This window comes from Heyndrickxia shackletonii (genome assembly GCF_001420715.1).
In the GTDB taxonomy this organism is placed as follows: Bacteria; Bacillota; Bacilli; order Bacillales; family Bacillaceae_C; genus Margalitia; species Margalitia shackletonii.
The window spans coordinates 2,785,393-2,807,018 of the sequence record NZ_LJJC01000004.1; the positions used below are offsets into that span (position 1 = coordinate 2,785,393).

A 21,626-nucleotide genomic window follows, 5' to 3' on the forward strand; every position below is an offset into this window, starting at 1 on the left:
ACACAAATTTACCCCTTTGAATATAGTAAGGAATATATTCATTTGGGGTGATCATTGATGAAAATACATGTTGTGCAAAGTGGTGACACTCTTTGGCGTATCGCCCAAAATTACGGTACATCGATGAATCAGATTATTGCTGCCAATGGTTTGGATGACCCAAACAGAATGGTATTGGGCGAAGCATTAGTTATACCGAATCCGTTTCAGCAATATGTTGTTCAACGTGGAGATACACTGTGGCAAATCGCCAATCGTTATGGTGTATCCATTCAAGAGATTATTGCAGCGAATCAGTTAACGGACGCATCCAGGCTATATATTGGCCAAGTACTTACCATTCCTGTTATTTACCATACTATTCAACCTGGAGAAACGTTGTGGTCCATTGCAAATCATTATGGTACCACTATTTCTGCTATTGTTCAGGCAAACCAAATTCAAAATCCGGGGATGATTCACGTCGGTCAAAGACTAAGAATCCCGGAGGCAGCTAAAAAGACGATTGAAGTAAACGCGTATATTACGGATATGGGTCAAGCTGGAGCAAACATTGTAACTCCTCTCACGCCTTCTTTTACTTACGTTACTCCATTTAGCCATAGAGTAAATGAAGATGGCAGTTTAACCGCATTAAACGACGATCTCATTATAAGTGCGGCACGAAACAGAAATGTTTCTCCTTTACTTGTTCTAACTAATTTTGTTGACAGTAAATTTGATTCAGACCGAGCTGCGCTTGTTTTAAGAAATGCCGATATTCAAAATACACTTATTAACAATGTTTTAACCATGATAAGACAAAAAGGATATCGAGGATTAAATATTGACTTTGAATATGTATATCTTGAAGACAGGGAAAACTACAATAATTTCCTTCGTAAGGTGGTAGAGCGCTTACGGCCGGAAGGATATTCTGTTTCAACAGCACTTGCACCAAAAATCAGAGCTGACCAAACCGGACTTTTATATGAAGCACATGATTATGCTGCACATGGTGAAATTGTCGACTTTGTGGTGATTATGACGTATGAATGGGGCTGGGCTGGCGGCAAACCATGGGCAATTGCTCCAATTGGTGAAATAAGAAAGGTTCTAGATTACGCGGTTACCGCCATTCCCCGAGATAAAATTATGATGGGTGCTCCATTATACGGAAGAGATTGGAAAATCCCTTGGGTGCAAGGAACCTTTGCAAGAACAGTTGGTCCTAAGGAAGCCGTCAACCTGGCTGCCAAATATGGAGTTGTTATCAGCTATAATACGAAAGATCAATCACCATTCTTCCGTTATACAGATTCATCCCACCAACAGCATGAAGTTTGGTTTGAAGACGCCAGAAGCATGCAAGCAAAATATGACTTAGTGAAAGAATATAATCTTCGCGGTGTCAGTTATTGGGTGCTTGGTCCGTCTTTCCCGCAAAATTGGCCAGTTCTGCATGCAAACTTTAACATTAGGAAACAGTAATTTTGATAAAAGTAAAAAATGCCCTCGTAATTTGCGAGGGCTTTAAGCATTTTATAATTATTATCAGTCAACGAATGAAAGATTTAATCTGCTTGATTCCTCTATCAACAGAGGTTTCTATATAGCCAACTATTTGATCAAATGTAAATACATTAAGTGGTTGTCTAAGATCTTCACAATCGTAATCCATATCGCCCAACACATGTGGGATAAATTGAATCATATCATCATTTGTTACCTCTTCCAATTCAACCATTTCACTAGGAATTTTTAATTCTTCTTTCCATACATTTGTGTAGCCGTAGTAATCTAATAATTTCCCATTTAATAAGCGAAAATCGTTATGATATAGGGTGAACATTTCATTATTATTTTCCAGACGATTTTTCAACCACGGCAAATAAAAACCCTGTAACCAAATATCATCAGCAATTAAATGAGTATAGTAACCTAGGATATAATAAGATTGTTTAATAGCGCTATATTTTTTTAGGAAATGTTCAAAATCAATCCGTCTAGAATAATCATTAACATCTCCTATAAAGAAATGTGACTTTTCTTTCGGTGCCACCGCATCTGGTGCCACACCGCCTAATAAAAAAGAGCTCTTATTTTCAATAGAAAAATGATCTGCTATTTTGTTTGCAATGACTAAATGCATGATTCTTGATCCCATATATTAAACTCCTTTTCAAAATCTTTTTATGAATTTAAATAAAATTACATTGGATATTACTTTTTATGGAATATTAACTTTAAAAAGGGAAGAAACTCATGAAAAAACTACTTTGTTGTGTAGTAATATCCTTTATTTATTGTGGTAGTAATTTCTATCCACTTTATACTGCATACGCTCAGCAAAAGCCGGCGCCGCCATATGCTGACTGGAGCCTTCTTGCTTTTAAGAAAACCAAGAATAAATATCCAAATGCCCACATTGTGGACTATTTGCATATCGGGAAAACAAAAGAGAACTCTTCTTCTGTTGAAAAATTTAAATTCTGGTTAAAAGATAATCAAAGGGAATTCGGCGTTATCATAACGATTGAATTTGAAAACAGTACAGCAAGAGTTCTTAAGGTAACTTTTGAAGAAACAAAAAAGTAAAGATACTTATTGTTTACCTTTAGTTAAAAATACTTTTTTAATGGCATTTACCAGCTCAATGGTTGATTCATCACTTAAGGTAGTTAAAATATCCGAATTGATTTCTTCCAAAAATATCCTTAGTTCTTGAAATAACTTTATGTTTCTACCATGAGGAACATGTGTAACAGTTAAAGCAAAGCAATATTCAGTATAAAAACACCTCAAAATAAATAAATCTAAAACACCCTTTCTTCATTACAAGTCGATATTCCTTCTTTTATTGAAACAAATGATTCAGTGAATGGAGTTTTTATTTTGAGATTTGAATAAATTTATAGCCGGATTCCAATCAGAATTATTTTGGGCTATTAATCTATAAATTTACTGATTATTTCTTCCTAATTTCTCATTTCCATGCTTAAAGTTACCGGTAATTTTTGCAAGCAGCAGTTGAATCTCCTTTTCATTGTCTTTAGCTTCTTTTATTTTTGCTATTAATTTATCTGCTTCTTTATTTTTTACCATTTTAATTTGTTTCTTGTGATGATAAATGATTACCGTTCCTTTTTTCGTGATATTATAAGATAATGGTTTTTCATCTAATTTGTTCCTTTTATCTATGCCGCTCATTATCTCCATCCTCCTAATCATCTCAAACGGTTTATTTATAACTATACGTTTTTAAAACCTATATGTTGCATTATTTATTGTTTATTTTCTTTGATAAGATACCAATGCCACTGTTTTCCTTTTCATGTGATTTTTTTACTTATCGTGACTAAACTTCATTTTATGAAAAATTTCCGTATAAACGAAAAAAGAGCCATTAACCAAAACTGATTTTTAGCTCTTAATCTTTTATTTAATTATTTTTCACTTTAAAACCAAATGTAATTTTCATACCAGGTGCAACTATTAAGGAAGAATCAGTGCTAAATGCTTTGGAAAAAAGCAATTCAGCCTCAAACTGTTTTTGTGCTTCGCTCATTGAAAGCCCACGTTTAATCAATCCATTTATAAATGATTCTCTATCAGTAGGTTTATTACCAATCCCATCTTCTTTTAAAGAACCATATAAGTTCTGCTTGTTCTTTAAATCCATATTAGGATGTAGTACATTCACTTTATCACTTATTCTGCACTCTATATTCTTTACACCTAATTCACTCAGATATAAAGGTATTTTTGCACCGATATTGCCGTCTTTTCCACTTTGGTTTTTATCTTCTTCAAATAATTTTTGAAGAGGTCCGAGCGGGACAATATGTGACTGTTCATAGCCATGTAAATGGTTTGATGCCATACTTGAAATCCAATGTGGCTCAAAACAAATAATTCTTCCCTTATTAACTAAAGAATCCAGCATTTTTTGCAAGATTTTTTTTGGCTTGGGCATATGTAACAAAAATGCATGACAAACGGCGACATCATACTTACTCTCTATTTTACACTCATTCAAATCTGCTACCAAAAATTCCGTTTCATATGGAAGATCATGAAAAATTTCTCGCGCTTCATTAATAAGCTTCTGTCCTTTATCAATACCTGTATACTTTGATCCCTTTGGCAAAAGAGGAAGTAACTTCAACCCCAAATATCCATATCCACAACCAAAATCAACAATATGTACGGGGTTATGAATCTTCCAAACGTAGCGGACCAAAAATTCTAAGTAATCATCGTTATAATATAAGTCTCTTGTTCTTTTAAGATACTCCACTTTATTGTCCCAATAATACCCTTCCACTTGATCTCTCCTTTTTAAAATATTTTCTTAAACTATTGCAAAAGTTTGGTAGTGGGAGTTTACTCTCCTAGAAAATTGTTAATGTTTCAATAAAATTTTGAATATCTTTTTGCGACTTTAGAATTATTACCCTTTTTTCTTTCGAGAGTTGTTCTAATTTCTTTAAAATATCTGGCCTTTTCTTCTTTGGGTATTCCCATATCCATTTAAGAAACTCGAGAGATAATCTCTCTTTACATCCCTCCCCCATGTCTGGTCGTTGTTTATTTCTAAATTGAAATATTCGTTTACATGCACGAATTACGCAAATCGTCCTAGGTATATCAAGAAAGATGATAGTATCTGCAGCATTTAGTCTTATCTCCATCGTTCCACCATAATTCCCATCCATAATCCATTCATTTTCTCTTATTAATTCATTTTGAATCTTCTTTTGTTCATCTTTTGGGACCCCTACCCAATTAGGTTTCCAAAAAATTGCATCAAGGTGATAAACCTTTATTTTTAACTTTTCACCTAATTTCCTTGCCAATGTGGATTTACCAGATCCCCCAGAACCAATCAGTGCAATTTTTTTCATTTATACCCCACTTTTTTCAATTAAACTTCATTACCTTAACGGTAGATTCTATAACCTTAATCTTTTTCTATTTTTGATTTTCAAACTATTCTTTACATGGTAATCCGTATGTAATTTGTTCTATTCCCGGTAAAAATCCAAAATTATAATACAAAGACTCTGCCGCATTTCCTACGGTTACAAAAAGTCGAATAACTTCATATTTATCTTTTAAAATAGTTAAAGCATGTTTTATTAGATTTGAAGCTATACCTTTTCCTCGATAATTTTGGTCTACAACAATATTGTATACCAATGGCAAGTCTTCCCAAATGGAGATTAAACATGCTCCTACTAACTTATTATTTGTTTGATCAAAGACAAGACAGGAAGATTGTTGAAGCAATTCTTCCTTGTTGTAGTTGAAATAATCCTCTAATTCCAACCTTTGTTGTTCGATTGTATTGATTGTTGGATGTCCAATACTATCGGGTCCTAAATAAGCTTTATAAGAAAGTTGTGCAATTTCCTCTAAACATTCTGAGGTTGGTTTTTTAATTACAAAATCAGTTTCCCAATCGATCCTATCAAATTTTTCAGTTGGTCTAATCATAATACGTCTAGTTTCTATTGGTTGAAAGCCTAATCGTAAAAAATGTTCAGACTGATATGGTAAGATTCCTACTGCGTTAATTGGTTTTGTTGAATCCGATATTTCTATCATATATTTTTTTAACCATGTTAATACAAGATATATATCCGTAAATGGCGGTTCTATAAAAAACGCCCATAAGGTATTTGGCTCTAAACATACTCCACCAATTCGCCTCCCATTTAATAATAACCAATAGGAGGGAGTATCATCTCCAAATATAGCTATTCGTCTTTCCCAACTCTGTCTAAAAAATATATTTTCTCTATACGTAGTGTAATGAATGGCAAAATCCTTCACATTAGCTCTAGTTAGGCTGAAATCATAGTTCAATTTAATTTTCATAATATCTCCTCATTTATCTATATTACTTTTATATTCCGTATTGATTTTTAAAATTCCTTCTTTTGGTAACCCTACTTTCAGTAATAATTAATCGAGTAGGAGGAGGTGACTAACCCCCGACCTCTCACACCACCGTACGTACGGTTCCGTATACGGCGGTTCCATTTATGTCTGACGTAGTTGAGAATATCTCACATAAAGACTCTTCAGCCCTCGCATCTCCCAATAGGAGTTTGTGAGGGTTTTCTGTAGGATTGGGCTTCTGGCTATTCTCCAATATTTCTTTCTAGAGTTTCCCCATTCGTATGCCTTCTCTTTTGGAATCCCTAATCCAATGAGTTTTCTTACTTTGGTTTTTGGTTTCTTCCATTCTTTCCATTGGCACATTCTGAGACGCCTTCTAATCCATTCGTCTAATTCTTTGAAAATAGTGGGTGTATCTGCTAATGCATAATATCCGCACCAGCCAATCAAATATTGATTCAGCTTCTCTATTCTATAATCCATTGGAATTGGTTTTGACCTTGAAGTTAATTCTCGTATCCGTTTCTTGACACGTTGAATACTTTGGTTTGACATCCGCACCTTCGGTTTCTTATGAAATGTGAAGCTAAAACCTAAAAACTTTCTTTTCCAAGGTCTGTCTACAGCTGACTTTTCTCGATTCACCTTTAGTTTTAGAGTAAATTCAATGAAAGTAGTAATCGAGTCCATTACTCGCTCTCCGGCTCTTCTCGATTTTACGTAGATATTACAATCATCTGCGTATCGGACAAACTTGTGCCCTCTCTTTTCTAACTCTTTGTCTAGTTCATCTAGAACGATATTGGAGAGTAAAGGACTTAATGGTCCACCTTGGGGCGTACCCTCCTCGGATTTCGTTATGACTCCATTAATCATAATGCCAGACTGTAGATACTTCCGAATTAGTGATAGGAGCGTTCTGTCTTGAATCCTTTTGGATAGAGTCCGCATTAATCTATCATGATTGACTTTATCAAAGAATTTCTCCAAGTCCATGTCGACTACCCATCGGTATCCCTCTTCGATATATTTCTTCGCTTGTCTAACACCGTCATGACCTCGTTTGTTTGGTCGAAAACCATAGCTCTGTGTTGAAAAAGTCGGGTCGAAGATAGGGGTTAAAATCTGAGTAATCGCCTGTTGGATGAAACGGTCTGTCACGGTTGGGATACCTAATAACCTTACTCCACCGTTCGGTTTTGGGATTTCAACCCGACGGACAGGAGAAGGTTGATAAGTACCCTCCATTAAGGATGTTTTAAGTGTATCCCACGTTTCGAGAATATGTCTTCGTAGGTCTTTTACGGACATATTGTCTACTCCATGACTTCCTTTGTTCTTTTCTACTCGCTTTAATGCCAGTAAAAGATTTTCCCGTGACAGCATTCGTTCCATTAACATTGAGATTTATCCTTTCTACGTGAACAATACATTCTCATTAAGTGGGTTCTTTACTAAGCCCTCCCGAAGTCCCCCATGGAATTCACCATTTCTTCCTTTCAGGTAGGTTCCGTAAGAATTTTCTGCTTTCATACATAAAGAACCGTTTGCCGAGTGTTTGTTCTCCTAAAATGGTTCAGTCCTTCCTTGATTCTCTCGAGCAAACCAAGTACTACGACTTCGGCTGACTTCTGATTGTTCAGCTATCCATTACTAGATAGGTTACCAAGTGTACTTGGCGTATCAACCAGACCTCCCCGGGTAAGAGTGCAATCTTTCCTTCCATCTATCTGCTTCATTTACTTTGTATCACCTTCGGCAGAAAGGACTTTGTTTTGTATTGCAAACTCATCCAATGATACCTAGCCTTGTATGAAGTTCGTGTTCCTCAGACCGGAAGTTTGCCGCTCGCTTCCTTCAGATTCCGCGTCACCACGGACACCCTTGCGTTAAGCTAACTGCTACTTCTGCCTTCACAGTTCGGGACTTTCACCCTAGAGACTACACCCATGCCGGGCGCACAACAAAAAAGAGCTTTCAATCAAAAGCTCTTTCTCATATTTCTCGCTATTACATGATTTGATACTAAGAAAGTTCAGACAACTAATACAGTCCATTCGCAAAAAAATAGGTAACATTATTAAAATTATTAAGTAAAATGGATACTAATATGCCATTTTCATATTCTCCAAAACCTTAAAATGATCGCCCTGATAATTGTTGGTAACTAAATCGTTAATAAGAAATTGATAATAATCTATCTCGGCACCAAATAGTTGGACAACCTCTTTATGATTAACATTAGATAATGGAGAAATACTCATAACAATCCCTCCACCTGAATAGAACTTTTAAATATCAATTCTTAAAATTATTAAATATTATTTATTTCTTTAACCAGTATTTTCAATGCTTCTCCACTAGGCGATTTTTTCATATTTCTACGGAAAGCTTCGCTGTTTTTGAACACCGTTTCGATATATTCCACCAATGTTTCATTATTAAGGTTTCCTTCCTCCAAAGTAAGAGAATACCCTTTCTGTTCAAAGGCTTTTGCATTTAATATTTGGTCCCCTCTACTTTGATCTAATCCTAAAGGGATAATTAACATTGGAATTTTTAATGCTAAAAATTCAAATATGGCATTGGAGCCACCTCTTGTAATAACAATATCTGTCGCATTTAATATGTCTGCTAACTCATCATGTACATATTCATATTGTTTATATCTAGGAATCTTTACTAATTTGTTATCAAGGTTATTTTTCCCACACAAGTGAACAACTTGATATTTGGTAGTTAGCTGCTTCAAAGAATTCCTGACTGCTTCATTAATTTTTTGGGCTCCCAAACTCCCACCCATTATCGTTAAGATAGGGCTTTTATCATCATACCTAAGAAGTTTTTTACCATTTGCAGCAGAACCATTTAATATTTCTTTCCTTATTGGAGAACCAACAACAGTCGTTTTATTTTCTGGAAAAAACTTTTTTGTCTCTTCAAAGGAACTAAATATCTTGGTTGCGAATCTTTGTGAAATTTTATTGGCTAATCCCGGTGTAATATCACTTTCATGAATGAAAACAGGTATTTTAAGCGATTTCGCTGCTAAAATTACTGGTACAGATACAAATCCGCCTTTTGAGAATACTAATTTTGGCTTTAGTTTTCTCAAAAGGCTTCTTGCCTCTATACAACCTCTAATGACTCTAAATATGTCGACTACATTTTCAAAATCTATGTATCTTCTAAGTTTACCGCTGTTTATACCAAAGTATGGAATATTTATTTTTTGTATTAATTCTTTTTCAATTCCTTTTTTGGAACCAATATAAAAAATTTCCCAGTCTTCCTTAATTTCTTTTATGATTGCTATATTAGGTGTTACATGTCCTGCTGAACCTCCACCAGTAAATACAATTGTCCTTTTTGGCATAAATCCTCCTATTTTTTCTGTATTACGGTATCAATGCAATTTTGGATTCAAATATCATCCATTTCCAAATCTCGAAGAATCCCCATTTTTACATATTTGATGATGGAGTTAAGTTCTTTTAACACAAGTGCTTTTGTTTCGGGATCTCTATTCCAATTATTCCATTGTCCAAATTGCCTATCGTCCGGGCATATAGTGTATTCTATCCAAGTAGGCATATATGTTTTGAGGGTTAAATTACATCTTTTCACATGAAATGGTGCACTTACAACTAAGATTCTCTTTATCATATGTAATCCAATCTTTTTTTGCATGACAAATGCGGAGCCGATTACATTTTCAGTCGTGTTATCGGCTTGGGTTTCTAAAAGAATTTTGTCTGCCGGAATTCCTAATTTAATTAGATAATCTCGCATCCATATGGCTTCTGATACTTCTCCTTCTCCCCATCTTTTTTCAGAACCCGACACTAATATCAATGGTGCTCGATTTTGATTAAATAAGTCAGCTGCCTTTTTAACTCGATGTACACTTCTGCTTCCAAAGACAAGTATAAGATCACCCTTACATCCGTCATCTTGCATTCCATCAAACATAATTTTTGTAATTTGTTGTTCTGATAACGTATCTATTTGAATTTCGGAAATTAACATAATTTCATCCCCTGTTCTATAAAACCTTTAAACTTTTTACATTTCTATTCTTTGTTTGATATTTACATTCAATTTAACAGAAACTTTCTTAAATAAAAAGAGATCCTTACCTATGTAATGACTTATTTTCCCTTCTTTTACTAAGGGTGAGGTTAAACAAAAACTATGCCTTACAATGAATTGAATTCAATCTTTATTTTTTATTAACTCAAATAGCGGCGCTAAACCCGTTCCATTACTAAAAACCCCACCATTTTAGATGATGAGGTTTTTGCGCGGCCACGAAGGGAATTTACCAATATCTAATACTGCCAATGCAATTTCCCTTTTCTTATTTTTGCTATATATATAATCTGGCCAGTATGACTATGAACTTCTCTAACCATTTGCACCATCATATCAAGTAGTGTTGATTGATTATTATTCGCACTATATGTAACAGGAGGCTTATCGAGGAAAGGTTGCCATATTAACAAATCAGGCTTTGATTTTATTTCTTCCAATACTTGAATAATGACATCAAAGGATTGAGAAGCAAGCGAAAGAGCTTGTTCTTTTGATAATAAAAGTTCTCTGTCAAACTCCTTTTCTCTATTTCTAGTATCAGGTACATCATAAAAAACAGTTTCAAGTCTTTGATGGACTGTACCTCTAATATGCGATACAAGATTGGCAATACTATTACTTTCTAAAGTCGGTGACCAAGAAATATCCTCTTCCGATAATTGGTTAATGGCTTGAATAACCCATTTCTTCTCACTTTTAAACTTTCCCAGCATACTTTCAATTAATATTACAGAAGTATCCATTAGCATCACCTCCTCCATACTTATGTATGTCGTTAATAATCAAACCATCTCACTTTTTTATAATATAATTGACTGCTTGATTTACTAGATGGTTAATATCCAAAGACGTGTCCAGGACAAGTTCCTCTTCTAGGATACCTGTACGTACATTAGAATAATGTTTCTTAAGATCTTCTACGTCAGTTAATAGTTGGTTGGGTAAAGGGTTCGATTTTCTTTGATTTAATCGCTCTGCCCACACTTTATCGTCACAAGTACACATAATAGATTTCCATTCACCATCATGTTGCTCCACCCACGTTTTTACCTTTTCGACATCATCCAAGTTGTTATAACCAAAATCTATGATAATATCCACTCTCGAATTTAGTGAAGATATAAGTATTTTATGTAGTAGATCAAAACAAATTTTGTTTCTATCACCATGATTATTTATGAAGGCGGCAACTGTATCGTAAATATCGTCCTTGTGCAGAATCATTACATTTAGTTTTTTCCCCAACGCCTTTGACAAAGTAGATTTTCCGGTTCCTGCCTTCCCCCTAATTAAGATTACTTTAGACATATGTCCACTCACCTCCACTGCATCTATTTCCCTATTTAATAATGGGTTCTACTAATTTAAAAATTAGTCCAAATGCTTCAAAATTATATAAGTTCTTTTAACCGTTTTAATACGGAATGAATAGTCAATCTATTAATAGAAATGTAGCCCATGAGGAGTTGGGAATAATTCCATTGGTTCGCCACTATTTTTCAAATCGATTAATTTGACATCAATCCACAATTAATTTGCCCCCGTAATAATATTTTCGGTCGCAATTTGACATTGAAAGGGTCGTAGAATAGTATGATCGTGAAAACAATAGCCTCCCATTCCTTCTAGGATTATGCTATCTAATCAACCATTTGCACTTTTTACAAAATGACTCGACCTTTTAATTATTACTACTTCTATTTGTTACATAATTTTTCCTTTTTAAATTTTCTTCAAAAAATAAAAAAGCCACTAATTTAGCAGCCTGATAATATCACTTTCACATTTTGATAATGAAAATGGCGTAAGTTTTCATTTGATTCTTCTAAAAGATAAAATCCTATAGCTTTGTCTTTCCCACCATACTATTTATCAGAATTCATCTGGAATTAAAGTAAATAAATCTTTAAAAAAACTTATTCCATTATATTTTTCAGAATAGGATTTCAAACCTAACATTATTTCTTGTATATTTTTATCGTTCTGATGACGGGCAGTCATGGATGCATGTATTTGAACTTTTTCCTAAGTTTCGTGTATTAAGTTCCTATTGATAATCCCCCTTTTCCAACTTAGAGTATCAATCCTGATTTAAAAGCTAATCATCATACCAGTTTTATCGTCAGATTTTTTAAATCTCGGGAACCTTACACATTCTGGATCTGTTTCCTCGAGATCTATTAAATCCCTTGTATACTTTTCAATTCCTTTACTTAAAATACACTCTACAACATAATTCCAATAGTTTATGCTATTTGGGATACTTTCTGCTGGCAAAAACATTCCATCTGTTAGTAAAATAAGATGCTTTAGCCCAATTCTATTTATTTTTCCGCTTTCTACATAATCAAGAGCTTGGTTCTCACCATTCAAAACCCCATATCCATCCAACGTATTACTTTTCTGTCTATTAGAGATGAGGATATCTTTTACATTTTCAAATAGATCTTCCCTATTTCTTATCCCTTTGTCTATCATATCTTTCCATTTAGCTATAGCAGCATTCTCAACATTAGAAGTTTGTATTCGAGTTAATGGTCTGACTTCATTATTTTGATATAATGCTAGAACCATACAATCTCCCATTTGTATAAAATCCACATATGTATCAGATACTTTAACTACAGCTAGTGCAGTTCCCCATAGCTGTTCTTTCTTCAATATATCAATGTTATATTCTTTCATTTTTCTATAAAGCTTATTATTAATTGTAAATAAATCATTGGTAAAACTATTATAGGTAGTTTGGGACTCAAAGTACTGCTTTACTTCATTAGATGCGATATAGCCACCAGTATAACCTTCTTTACTTATAAACGGCGTCAAGGAAGAAACACCGTCTGCAACACCATATATGGATATTTTGTCATTAATAATTATTGAATCCTCATTTAATTCGCGGACACCTTTAAACGTTGTAAAAGTTACCCTCAAGATTCTCATCTCCCTAAGAATAAATAATTGTAAATAGACTCGTTTTTCTTTCATCACCTTTTGCAAAATAAAAAAGTGAAAATTCCCACTCATATATGTCCTATATTTTCTAAGAATATTTACATTATTTGATTGCCTTCTGTATCTTAATCAAACGTTTAAGAGTTTCTAATAAACAGTTTAACTTAGTGAAAAAAGTTTTCTAAATCCCTACATTCTTTATAAAATATTCCTTTGTTTCTGAGTGTGTTAGTGTATCTAGCAATTTATCTTTTTCAAGAAATTTCACGTCACTAACTTCATTGTCAAATGGAGTTAATATTTTTTCATTACCTAAAAACTCAACGAAGAACATTGTTGTTTCTTGCCTTACAAATCCGATTTTCTCTTGAATGGATTTCGGAAAATCAAAACATATTTTTTCATCAAATTGTTTTATAACCTTATATTCTTCAGAACCGGTTTCTTCCTTTAATTCGCGTAATAGCGAATCCACTAATTCATCATCTTCCTCTTCTACCCCACCTTTAATAAAATCCCATTCGCCTTCTATATTTTCTTTTCCTTCTTTTGTATTCATTTTTGTTTTATTTATAATTAGAAACTTATTATTTTGATAAACAATTGCACCAATAGCTTTTCGTATATTCTCCACTCGCATTCCATACCTCCTGTTTCAATTTTATTACATCAAAATTTACTAGTTAATAGTTTGAACAAAAATACCACGCAAGCACATACTTATGATAAATATAAAGAATTCATTTTGAAAAAAGGTTGATCCAAAGAATCGAGTAGAAATAAATTTCGTTTTTTATAAAAAAGTTTATTCTGTTTCTACCTTGTAACATTACAATTGCGCATTTTCATCTTCCAGTAGTTAAACACATGTTATTTCATTTTCTATTCTTGAGGTTGTATCTGCGTAAAGGGTGTTAAATGCGGGACTGCACAGCGAATTCTTATTACATGGATGATATACTTTGCCAATTTCAGTATTGCTTACCCACATGCTTTTATGGAATACTTTTTTTACTATTTGTAGTAGTTCAGGTGTAAAATCTTCCTTTCCTTGATGACATTTCTTGATAAGAATGGATTGCCACAATATGTTATTTCTTATTTTGTAGGTCCTCCCAAGGCTGAAATGAAAATGGTATGCCAAGCATTTTAGCAGTTGACTCATCGTAAGATACTAAATCCTTTTTTGAAAGTTCATTTAAAGAGCGTTTTCCCATTGCTCTTAATGCCATTTTCATTTCTTCAATGCTAGCTGTTAAGAATTTTTCTGCTGCTTTAACGCCATCTTCGGTCTTAAATTGATCCTTGTATTTCCCTTGATTCCAAACAGCTTGTGTAGGTGGCTCAAATGGAAGTGCATTAAGAGTTTGAGTATGTGCAACTGAAAATAACATGGCTGAACCTAAATATACAGCGTCAGCACCTAGTGCAAGCACCTTTAAAAAATGTCCAGGAACAAATAATCCTCCAGATACAATTAGACTAATTTGTCCTTTCATATTTTTCTTCTCCAGATAATTGGCGGCTCGGAAAACTGAATGTAAAGTTGGAATCCCAAAATCATCGGCTAAAATTGGAGGGGCACCATGGGTTGCTGCTTGTCCGCCGTCAATTGCGATATAATCAACTCCAATAGAAATTAAATGATCAATATCTTCTTCAATTTTTCCACCTGCACCAATTTTTGATCCAATTGGAACTCCCCCAGTCATATCTCGGAGTTCATCAACAAGCTCCTTCAAATCTTCCAGTGTTTGATTTTCGACAAAATTATCATAAATTACAGCATCCTCATTTTCCTTTAGTCCCATTATTTTACGGGCACGACCTGTTAAATTTTTTGGTGAAATTTTTCCACCCGTTCCCAATAATGCACCCTGCCCTAACTTAACTTCAATCATATCGGCCCGCTTAATAAGATCATCTTCCTTTGACCATTCTGTTTTAGAAAACTGTAAAATATACTTTCCGGCAGCATCTAACTCCTCGGGCATAACTCCGCCCTCACCAGAGTTAATAGCAGTTCCCACATTTTTAGCCGCTCCGGCCAAAGAAAGCCGCACTTCCTCACTAAGTGCGATACCATAGGCCATCCCACTAATCATAAGCGGAATTTTTATTTTCATAGGCTTTTTCGCCTTTGGACCGATGATAACGGCAACATCTACCTCTTCCTCACCATCAACGGGAAATGGGGACGTTTGTGCAGGGATAAACGTAATCGAATCTAAATTCGGCCACTTTTTTGAAGAACCAAGCGGACGATGAAGAACATCGCCTGATTGTGCACGTAGGCTATTTTCAAGGATATTTTGAATACCCATATGCCGTAAACCTGGTAATAACTCTATTAGATTTTCTTGATAACTATCGGTAAAAATGATTTTTCCCATTTGTTTAACCATTCGTTTAATTATCCAACGCCAACCAATAAGGATAAATAATATAAGAATAAATAATATTGATACCATTACAAAAAGCACATAATATAAAAAATTCGGCATAATCACTTCTCCACTATTGTACAAATTATAAAGTTGTTACTACCATTATTGCCCAAAGAGAAGAAATAATTATCGTTAGATATGAATCTCCCTCATTTACATCGTGAAAAGAAGATAAAAAAGAATAGATTAAAAATTTCCTTTAACGGAAAGTCTATAAAAGATCTTCAAATTTGCACAACAACCATTGTTGATTTTAAATTTAATGATTACTCCACGTAAGAAGGAGGTTATTTTTTTGAACTTATTGAATGATAGTATTCACCGCCCTTATCCAATACCTTCTAAAAAGTGGATTATGCGACAAACTTGGAGAAATGTATTGTTTTTACATTGGCCGATCCCACTTGAAAAACTTAGGCCACATATTCCTGAGTCATTACAAATTGAAACCTTTAATGGCACTGCATGGTTAGGGATCATTTTATTCGTTTTAGAAGGAATCTTTCCCCTTAGAATATCATCTGTTTCCTTAACCCCAATTTTTCCGGAAATCAATGTCAGAACGTATGTAAATTACGAAGGAAAACCCGGTATTTATTTTATGTCTATTGATGTTGAGAACTGGGCATCCTTAAAAATAGCAAAGCGCTGGTATCGTTTACCCTATCATCCGGCGCAAATTTCTTTACGAAAGGAAGAACAAACCTATTCTTTTCAAAGTATTCGTAAAGGAACCGAGAATCCTTCAATATCATTAAAGGGCAAATATAGTCCAGTATCGGAAGTTTATTATCCAAAAGAAGGAACTTTGGATCATTGGCTCACTGAACGGTATTGTCTCTATAGTTCAAATAACAGAGTCAACATCTATTGCGGTGATATACACCATCAGCCTTGGCCGTTACAAAAAGCAGAGATTGAATTAGACAGGAATACCCTTTTTACACCTTTTAATTTGGACTTTTCGAATGTAAAACCAATTGCTCATTATTCCACCGGTGTAGATTCGCTTATGTGGAATATAAAAAAATTACGCATCTAGTGAAAAAATAACGAATTTAAGGAGGAGCTTAATTGGTAAAGCATAATAAAAAAATGGCATTCGCTTTAGCAACATTAATTTTGCCTTGGCTAACTGTCCCTTTTATGGGAAAAAGGAATTTTTTTAGGTTTTTACCCGTAGCGAGTTTTGTTAACTTAATTTTAAGTGTTTTTAGTCTAATCTGTAATAAGAAAAAATGGTGGATAACGAATAATCCTCTATCTCCTGGTCCTATAGATTTCACATATATATTGGGTCCTTATTTTGTAGCAACACTTTGGATATTTAGATTTACATATGGGAAATTCTTTAAGTATTTAACAACAAATGCGGTATTGGATTTAATTAACGCATTTCCTATGCCTTACATTGGGAGTAAATTTAGGATCGTAAAATTTATCAAAATGAAACACACTACTTGGTATTGTATTAATGTATTCTTGGCAATTGTTATCTATGGCTTTCAAAACATGGTAGAAAAATCCATTAAGAAAGCAGCAAGTTATAAAAATCAAGATGAGGTTTAAAAAATACTTTAAAGGAAGTTAAGAAAAAGCGATTTGCAATGTAGGATGATTATAATGACGCAGCCGTGGATAACTGCAATAAAAAGTGCAATTTCTCAGTAATAAAATTAAGAAATTGTACTTTTAATTTATTTATCCTTGTAAATTTATTTTTGCTAGTGGACAATGGCATTTCATGATGCCATTTTTGAAAAATCCATGATATATAATTCAAAAGATGAATCCGACCTTCCATCAAATAACAGCACTTCACACAACTCCCTATTGTATGGAGAATTGGTAAGGGGCACTTAAAAGCGCTCATTGAACCTCCCTGTTTCTAGTTCTAATTTGAAGGGAAAGTCCAATATTAAAATTTCAATCCGATGCTAATTTAAATCTAATAATAGCTATAGGCGGGGGTTGCCTAAGTATACAGAATCTAATTAGAAGAAATCGTTGAGTTACCATAGTTACCTCGTCTTGATACACCTCGTTAAAAAGTTCAACAGTTTGATTGCTTTTTTTCATCATTTTCCCCATGATTTTCATCCATTGTTATTCTTTTTTTCATACCTCACCCGGATTTTTCATCACCTCGGGAAGGTGCAATTGCATCTAATAAACCTAATCCACCAAACAGTACAATTTGAACATTCCACTCAAACAAAGCGGCAATAGTTGCAAAAAATAGTCACAAAACTATCAACAAGCCATCACAAAACATATGGTTTATCTTGTTCCTTGCAAAAAAAGTGATAAACTAAAATTAAATTTCGAATAATGAAATAAGATCTTAGATTCATCAGCAGAAAGGCAGGTTTTCATGAATCAATTACATACTGTTCTTGTTGTGGACGATGACAAAAGCATCGTAGAGTTAATGAAGGATTTTTTGGAAAATGACGGATTTCATGTAAAAACCGCTTATGACACCAATCAAGCATTGGAAATGTTTCATACTAGTAAAATCCACTGTATACTTCTTGATATTATGATGCCCGGACAAAACGGTTTCGAGTTTTGTAGGAAGATTCGGGAGAAAAGCAACGTACCTATTCTTTTCTTAAGTGCACGAAGTGATGATGTAGATAAAATTCGCGGACTGGCACTTGGCGGAGATGATTATATTGTCAAAACCGCTTCACCCGGAGAAATTGTTGCAAGAGTTAAAGCCGTTTTACGACGCTCCAATTCCCAACAAGAATCCAATAGACGAATATTGGATTATGGACGACTTACCTTAGATTTATCAACAAGAGAGGTATTTATCAACGGAGAAAACATCTCGCTCACACCGAAAGAATATGAATTGTTGCGGTTGTTTGCTGAACATCCAAAATATGTTTTTTCATATGAGCAGTTACTGGAGAAATTTTGGGAAGGAGTTGGTGATAAACACACTGTTCGTGTCCATCTTAGTCGGCTTCGGGAGAAAATTGAATCTGATCCGAACCTTCCGCAATATCTTATCAACGTATGGGGGATAGGTTATCGATTCACAGGAGAAGCAAATGAAAACAATTCGCATTCGTAAATTTACTATACTAAGCCTTTTCATTATCCTTACGTTGCCTTGGCTTTTTTTTGTAATTGCGCATTTTATAGACACAAAAACACTCAGTCTCGGAAAAAACGAAACTCAGCAAAGAAACTTAGATAAATCCGTTCAATTTATAGAAACAAATACGAAGAACTGGAATAGCCCCAAATGGCAAAACCAATTGAAAAGCCAATTAAAGAAAACGCACATGGGTGTAAGTATTTTATCTGCCTCTAATCAGGAGGTTTTTCGTTTCATACCGAAGCAGAACCACTCAATTAAGACAACTGAACAGTTTTCCATCATAGAGGATGGACAGGTACTTGGAAAGGTAGTTTTCTATTTACCCAATTTAAAATTATTTCAGATGATTGCAGCATTCACTGGGCTATTGCTTGCCTTTTTTATTGTTGGATTTGAAATGCGTAGATTCATTCTCAAACCACTCGAAAAAATGAGCCTGGCCGCTCGACAAATCGCTAAAGGAGATTTGGACGTTCAATTACCTGTAGCGCGGATCACTGAAATTGCTGAAGTCGGTGATGGATTTAATGTTATGGTGCGTGGTCTCAAAGAATCTTTTCAGAAACAAATAGAAATGGAAGAAGAACGGCGTTTTGTCATTTCTTCCGTTGCCCATGATTTACGAACACCTTTATTTGCTTTACGAGGATATTTGGATGGTCTAGAGCAAGGCATTGCACATTCTCCGGAAAAACAAGCAAAGTATTTGGAGATTTGTAAGGAAAAGTCTGCCCAATTAGACCGACTGGTAGAAGAGCTTTTCACTTATACCAAGATGGAATATTTAGAGATGGAACTTAATAAAAATTCGATTGACCTAAAACAAGTTTTGGAGAAATCGATAGACAGCCTGAGTCTTAGAGCCCAGCAAAAAAATATTTCTATAATCATGAAAGATTTTAAAGATGATTGTATGATAATGGGTGATTCGTATTTATTGGAACGTGCTATGAATAACTTATTGGACAATGCTATCAGACATACACCCATCAATGGAAAAATTCTTGTCCAATGCTACAAGGATAAAAAGAGGGTTACCTTCACTTTTCAGGATTCAGGTCGGGGCTTCACTTCAGAAGAACTACAACATGTTTTTGAACCATTGTATCGGGGAGAAGTATCCCGAAATCGCTCGACAGGCGGAGTTGGTTTAGGGTTAACAATTTCACAAAAAATTATTAGGCGGCATGGAGGAGACCTAACCGTCAAAAACCATACAGATGGTGGTGCGCTTGTCGCTGGATGGATTCCCATAGCTTTTAATGTACAAAGTTAAACTTTCCAGCATTATGTTTGCCAAACATAAATCACTTGGAGTTTTTTGTCCCCTTTTTCTATTAAATTTAGGGTACTATATATGCTTTGCATATATAGTACCCTTGTATCTTTTTCTAAATAAGAACAATTCGCTATCATCTATAATCTTCTTAAACTCATCCTTTCCTAAATTCTAAATAAATATCTTACTTAATGCTACTATTCCAGCTTTTTTGCAACTTCCGAATATATATAATTTGACCGATATGATATGCATTATGGGTCGTTACATTCGCTAATACTTGCCACCATTTAGCATCAGTGAACCCGTGAACATCGCTTTCCAGTTGTTCTTTCGTTATTATTTCTTGCCAATGCAATAGAACATCTAAAAGTTGTTTTTGAAGTTCAATAAATGTTTTATCTTTTGAAACTATAAATGTCCTTTCATTATTCTCAACCGACGAAACGGCATAAACACTAGATTCTTTATACCTTGTTTGCCACGTTTCATTCCAATAAAGCAAATGCTGTACAATTTCGGCAATACTATTACTTTCATTACTCCCCTTCCAAAAAGCTTCTTGCACTGTCAAATTTTTAACAGATTCTGAAAATGGGACATACCAACTCGGATCATTTGCATTAGCTAACAGCTGGTCAGACAATACATCTTTTACATGAAACATACTGCTACACTCCTTTTAAAGAATGTAATTTCTTTCATTTCTGTAATTATCTCATCGTAATTTAAACTTTTTACAGTCAGTCAAAAAGAATATCTCAAATTAACCAATTAATAACGAATTGTGCCCTTCTACATTTTTAATTTTATTCCACTCCACTTTCTAAAATCGTGAAAGTCTTCTTATCACAATTAATTTCTGCCTTTGCACCATATGGTAATATAAATTTCGGTTCGGTATGACCAAAATTCAAATTATATAGTATCGGCAGATCTTCCAAGTGAAATTCCCTCATGACTTTTTGAATTTCTGCTTTATATTCCTCGTAATACATCTCATCTTGTGGTTTGCCAAAAATGATTCCATTTGCTTTTTGCAGGATTCCTTGTACAGCATAATTTCGCAGCCAATACTTCAAAAGGTTTGGATCCGGCTTTTCTTCAGATGTTTCAAAAAATAGAATACTTTCGTTCCAATATTTCTTATCTGGCCAAAGTTCTGTTCCTTTTGCAAACTCTAGTACTTCAATACAACCTCCAATTAAATGTCCTTTTGCTATTCCTGAGCCTTGAAGTACCTCATAGCCTGAATTTTGCTGCATAGTCCGACGTTGGTCCCTATTCGCTTCTATCCATTCTAAACGCTCACTCGTCCATTCTTTAGCAGGCTGAATTTCCCCAATAATCTTATTTGAAAAGAGCGTTCGATTTACCATTTCAATCGTATATGGATCCATCTCAACATTTTCAGCAAAATCTGTTAAAATCGCAGGACCGTAAAAAGAAGAAACACCCGCTTTATGACAAAATAGATGGGACACGGTCACATCAGAGTAACCCAAAAAAATTTTCGGGTTGTCATGTATTACATCAAAATCAATATAAGGAAGTAAGCGAATACTATCTTCTCCACCAATATTTGCTATAATCCCCTTAATATTTTCATCCTTAAATGCAGTCATCAAATCTTCAGCACGGGCTTGAGGATTATTATAAAGATATTCTGCCCCTTTCAAACTATTCGGCATCGGGATAACTTTTAGTCCGAAAACTTCTTCAAGTCTCTTTACCCCTTGTTCATAACGCCATCTCAGTTCTGGTTCACCAGCCCCACCCCAAGAAGGACTTACTGTTGCAACAACATCTCCCGGCTGTAATTTCTTAGGCTTTATTAACATGTTGATTC

22 protein-coding genes are annotated in these 21,626 nt (G+C 34.4%); 6 read left to right on the forward strand and 16 right to left on the reverse strand.

What is annotated here, in order from left to right; translation table 11 throughout:
* Positions 1-57: 57 nt before the first annotated feature.
* Positions 58-1,470: a LysM peptidoglycan-binding domain-containing protein gene (locus AN964_RS13240; RefSeq protein WP_055740133.1), complete on the forward strand. Its 1,413-nt coding sequence runs from the start codon at positions 58-60 to the stop codon at positions 1,468-1,470.
* A 67-nt stretch (positions 1,471-1,537) separates the two neighbouring features.
* Here the strand turns inward: AN964_RS13240 and AN964_RS13245 are convergent, their stop codons facing one another.
* A complete protein-coding gene (locus AN964_RS13245) occupies positions 1,538-2,146 on the reverse strand; it encodes a zinc dependent phospholipase C family protein (RefSeq protein WP_055740134.1) in 609 nt (202 codons plus the stop codon).
* Between the two features lie 98 nt (positions 2,147-2,244).
* On the opposite strand from AN964_RS13245, the gene AN964_RS13250 reads away from it, so the two are divergent.
* Positions 2,245-2,577: a DUF3889 domain-containing protein gene (locus AN964_RS13250; protein WP_055740135.1), complete on the forward strand. Its 333-nt coding sequence runs from the start codon at positions 2,245-2,247 to the stop codon at positions 2,575-2,577.
* A gap of 363 nt (positions 2,578-2,940) precedes the next feature.
* Here AN964_RS13250 and AN964_RS13260 read toward each other — a convergent pair whose 3' ends face one another.
* The 13 genes from AN964_RS13260 to AN964_RS13320 form a co-directional block, all read right to left on the reverse strand.
* Positions 2,941-3,189: a hypothetical protein gene (locus AN964_RS13260; RefSeq protein WP_055740137.1), complete on the reverse strand. Its 249-nt coding sequence runs from the start codon at positions 3,187-3,189 to the stop codon at positions 2,941-2,943.
* Positions 3,190-3,421: 232 nt separating this feature from the next.
* Entirely contained in the window at positions 3,422-4,306 is an 885-nt protein-coding gene (locus tag AN964_RS13265; RefSeq protein WP_055740138.1) for a methyltransferase domain-containing protein, read from the reverse strand.
* 67 nt (positions 4,307-4,373) lie between these two features.
* Complete coding sequence (locus AN964_RS13270) at positions 4,374-4,886, reverse strand: DNA topology modulation protein (RefSeq protein ID WP_055740139.1); 513 nt, start codon at positions 4,884-4,886, stop codon at positions 4,374-4,376.
* Positions 4,887-4,971: 85 nt separating this feature from the next.
* Entirely contained in the window at positions 4,972-5,862 is an 891-nt protein-coding gene (locus AN964_RS13275; RefSeq protein ID WP_055740140.1) for a GNAT family N-acetyltransferase, read from the reverse strand.
* Positions 5,863-6,027: 165 nt separating this feature from the next.
* Positions 6,028-7,287, reverse strand: coding sequence for a group II intron reverse transcriptase/maturase (gene ltrA, locus AN964_RS13280; protein WP_055737770.1), 1,260 nt, complete (start codon positions 7,285-7,287; stop codon positions 6,028-6,030).
* Between the two features lie 704 nt (positions 7,288-7,991).
* Complete coding sequence (locus tag AN964_RS26400; protein ID WP_161809248.1) at positions 7,992-8,150, reverse strand: hypothetical protein; 159 nt, start codon at positions 8,148-8,150, stop codon at positions 7,992-7,994.
* A 50-nt stretch (positions 8,151-8,200) separates the two neighbouring features.
* Entirely contained in the window at positions 8,201-9,262 is a 1,062-nt protein-coding gene (gene murG, locus AN964_RS13285) for an undecaprenyldiphospho-muramoylpentapeptide beta-N-acetylglucosaminyltransferase (RefSeq protein ID WP_055740141.1), read from the reverse strand.
* Positions 9,263-9,309: 47 nt separating this feature from the next.
* The gene (locus AN964_RS13290) at positions 9,310-9,915 is read right to left on the reverse strand and encodes a YdcF family protein (RefSeq protein ID WP_055740142.1); all 606 of its coding nucleotides are present in this window, start codon (positions 9,913-9,915) and stop codon (positions 9,310-9,312) included.
* 302 nt (positions 9,916-10,217) lie between these two features.
* A complete protein-coding gene (locus AN964_RS13295; protein ID WP_055740143.1) occupies positions 10,218-10,724 on the reverse strand; it encodes a DUF1572 family protein in 507 nt (168 codons plus the stop codon).
* A gap of 49 nt (positions 10,725-10,773) precedes the next feature.
* The gene (locus AN964_RS13300; protein ID WP_055740144.1) at positions 10,774-11,289 is read right to left on the reverse strand and encodes a P-loop nucleotide/nucleoside kinase family protein; all 516 of its coding nucleotides are present in this window, start codon (positions 11,287-11,289) and stop codon (positions 10,774-10,776) included.
* 783 nt (positions 11,290-12,072) lie between these two features.
* Entirely contained in the window at positions 12,073-12,924 is an 852-nt protein-coding gene (locus tag AN964_RS13305; RefSeq protein WP_055741238.1) for a protein phosphatase 2C domain-containing protein, read from the reverse strand.
* 193 nt (positions 12,925-13,117) lie between these two features.
* A complete protein-coding gene (locus AN964_RS13310) occupies positions 13,118-13,576 on the reverse strand; it encodes an NUDIX domain-containing protein (protein WP_055740145.1) in 459 nt (152 codons plus the stop codon).
* A gap of 451 nt (positions 13,577-14,027) precedes the next feature.
* Positions 14,028-15,440, reverse strand: a complete 1,413-nt coding sequence (locus tag AN964_RS13320; RefSeq protein ID WP_055740147.1) for an FMN-binding glutamate synthase family protein — start codon at positions 15,438-15,440, stop codon at positions 14,028-14,030.
* A 238-nt stretch (positions 15,441-15,678) separates the two neighbouring features.
* On the opposite strand from AN964_RS13320, the gene AN964_RS13325 reads away from it, so the two are divergent.
* From AN964_RS13325 to AN964_RS13340, 4 genes are all read left to right on the forward strand, one after another.
* Positions 15,679-16,425, forward strand: a complete 747-nt coding sequence (locus AN964_RS13325) for a YqjF family protein (protein ID WP_055740148.1) — start codon at positions 15,679-15,681, stop codon at positions 16,423-16,425.
* Between the two features lie 32 nt (positions 16,426-16,457).
* Complete coding sequence (locus AN964_RS13330) at positions 16,458-16,952, forward strand: hypothetical protein (RefSeq protein WP_126649496.1); 495 nt, start codon at positions 16,458-16,460, stop codon at positions 16,950-16,952.
* Positions 16,953-17,757: 805 nt separating this feature from the next.
* On the forward strand, positions 17,758-18,468 hold the full coding sequence (locus tag AN964_RS13335; RefSeq protein ID WP_055740149.1) for a response regulator transcription factor: 711 nt from the start codon (positions 17,758-17,760) through the stop codon (positions 18,466-18,468).
* Positions 18,446-19,774 (forward strand): sensor histidine kinase, encoded by a 1,329-nt coding sequence (locus tag AN964_RS13340; protein ID WP_055740150.1) that lies wholly within the window; start codon positions 18,446-18,448, stop codon positions 19,772-19,774. The genes AN964_RS13335 and AN964_RS13340 overlap by 23 nt, the downstream gene beginning before the upstream one ends.
* A gap of 187 nt (positions 19,775-19,961) precedes the next feature.
* On the opposite strand, the gene AN964_RS13345 is transcribed toward AN964_RS13340, so the two are convergent.
* Both AN964_RS13345 and AN964_RS13350 read right to left on the reverse strand, forming a co-directional pair.
* Complete coding sequence (locus AN964_RS13345) at positions 19,962-20,444, reverse strand: DinB family protein (RefSeq protein ID WP_055740151.1); 483 nt, start codon at positions 20,442-20,444, stop codon at positions 19,962-19,964.
* A gap of 142 nt (positions 20,445-20,586) precedes the next feature.
* On the reverse strand, positions 20,587-21,618 hold the full coding sequence (locus tag AN964_RS13350) for a S66 family peptidase (RefSeq protein WP_055740152.1): 1,032 nt from the start codon (positions 21,616-21,618) through the stop codon (positions 20,587-20,589).
* Positions 21,619-21,626: the final 8 nt, after the last annotated feature.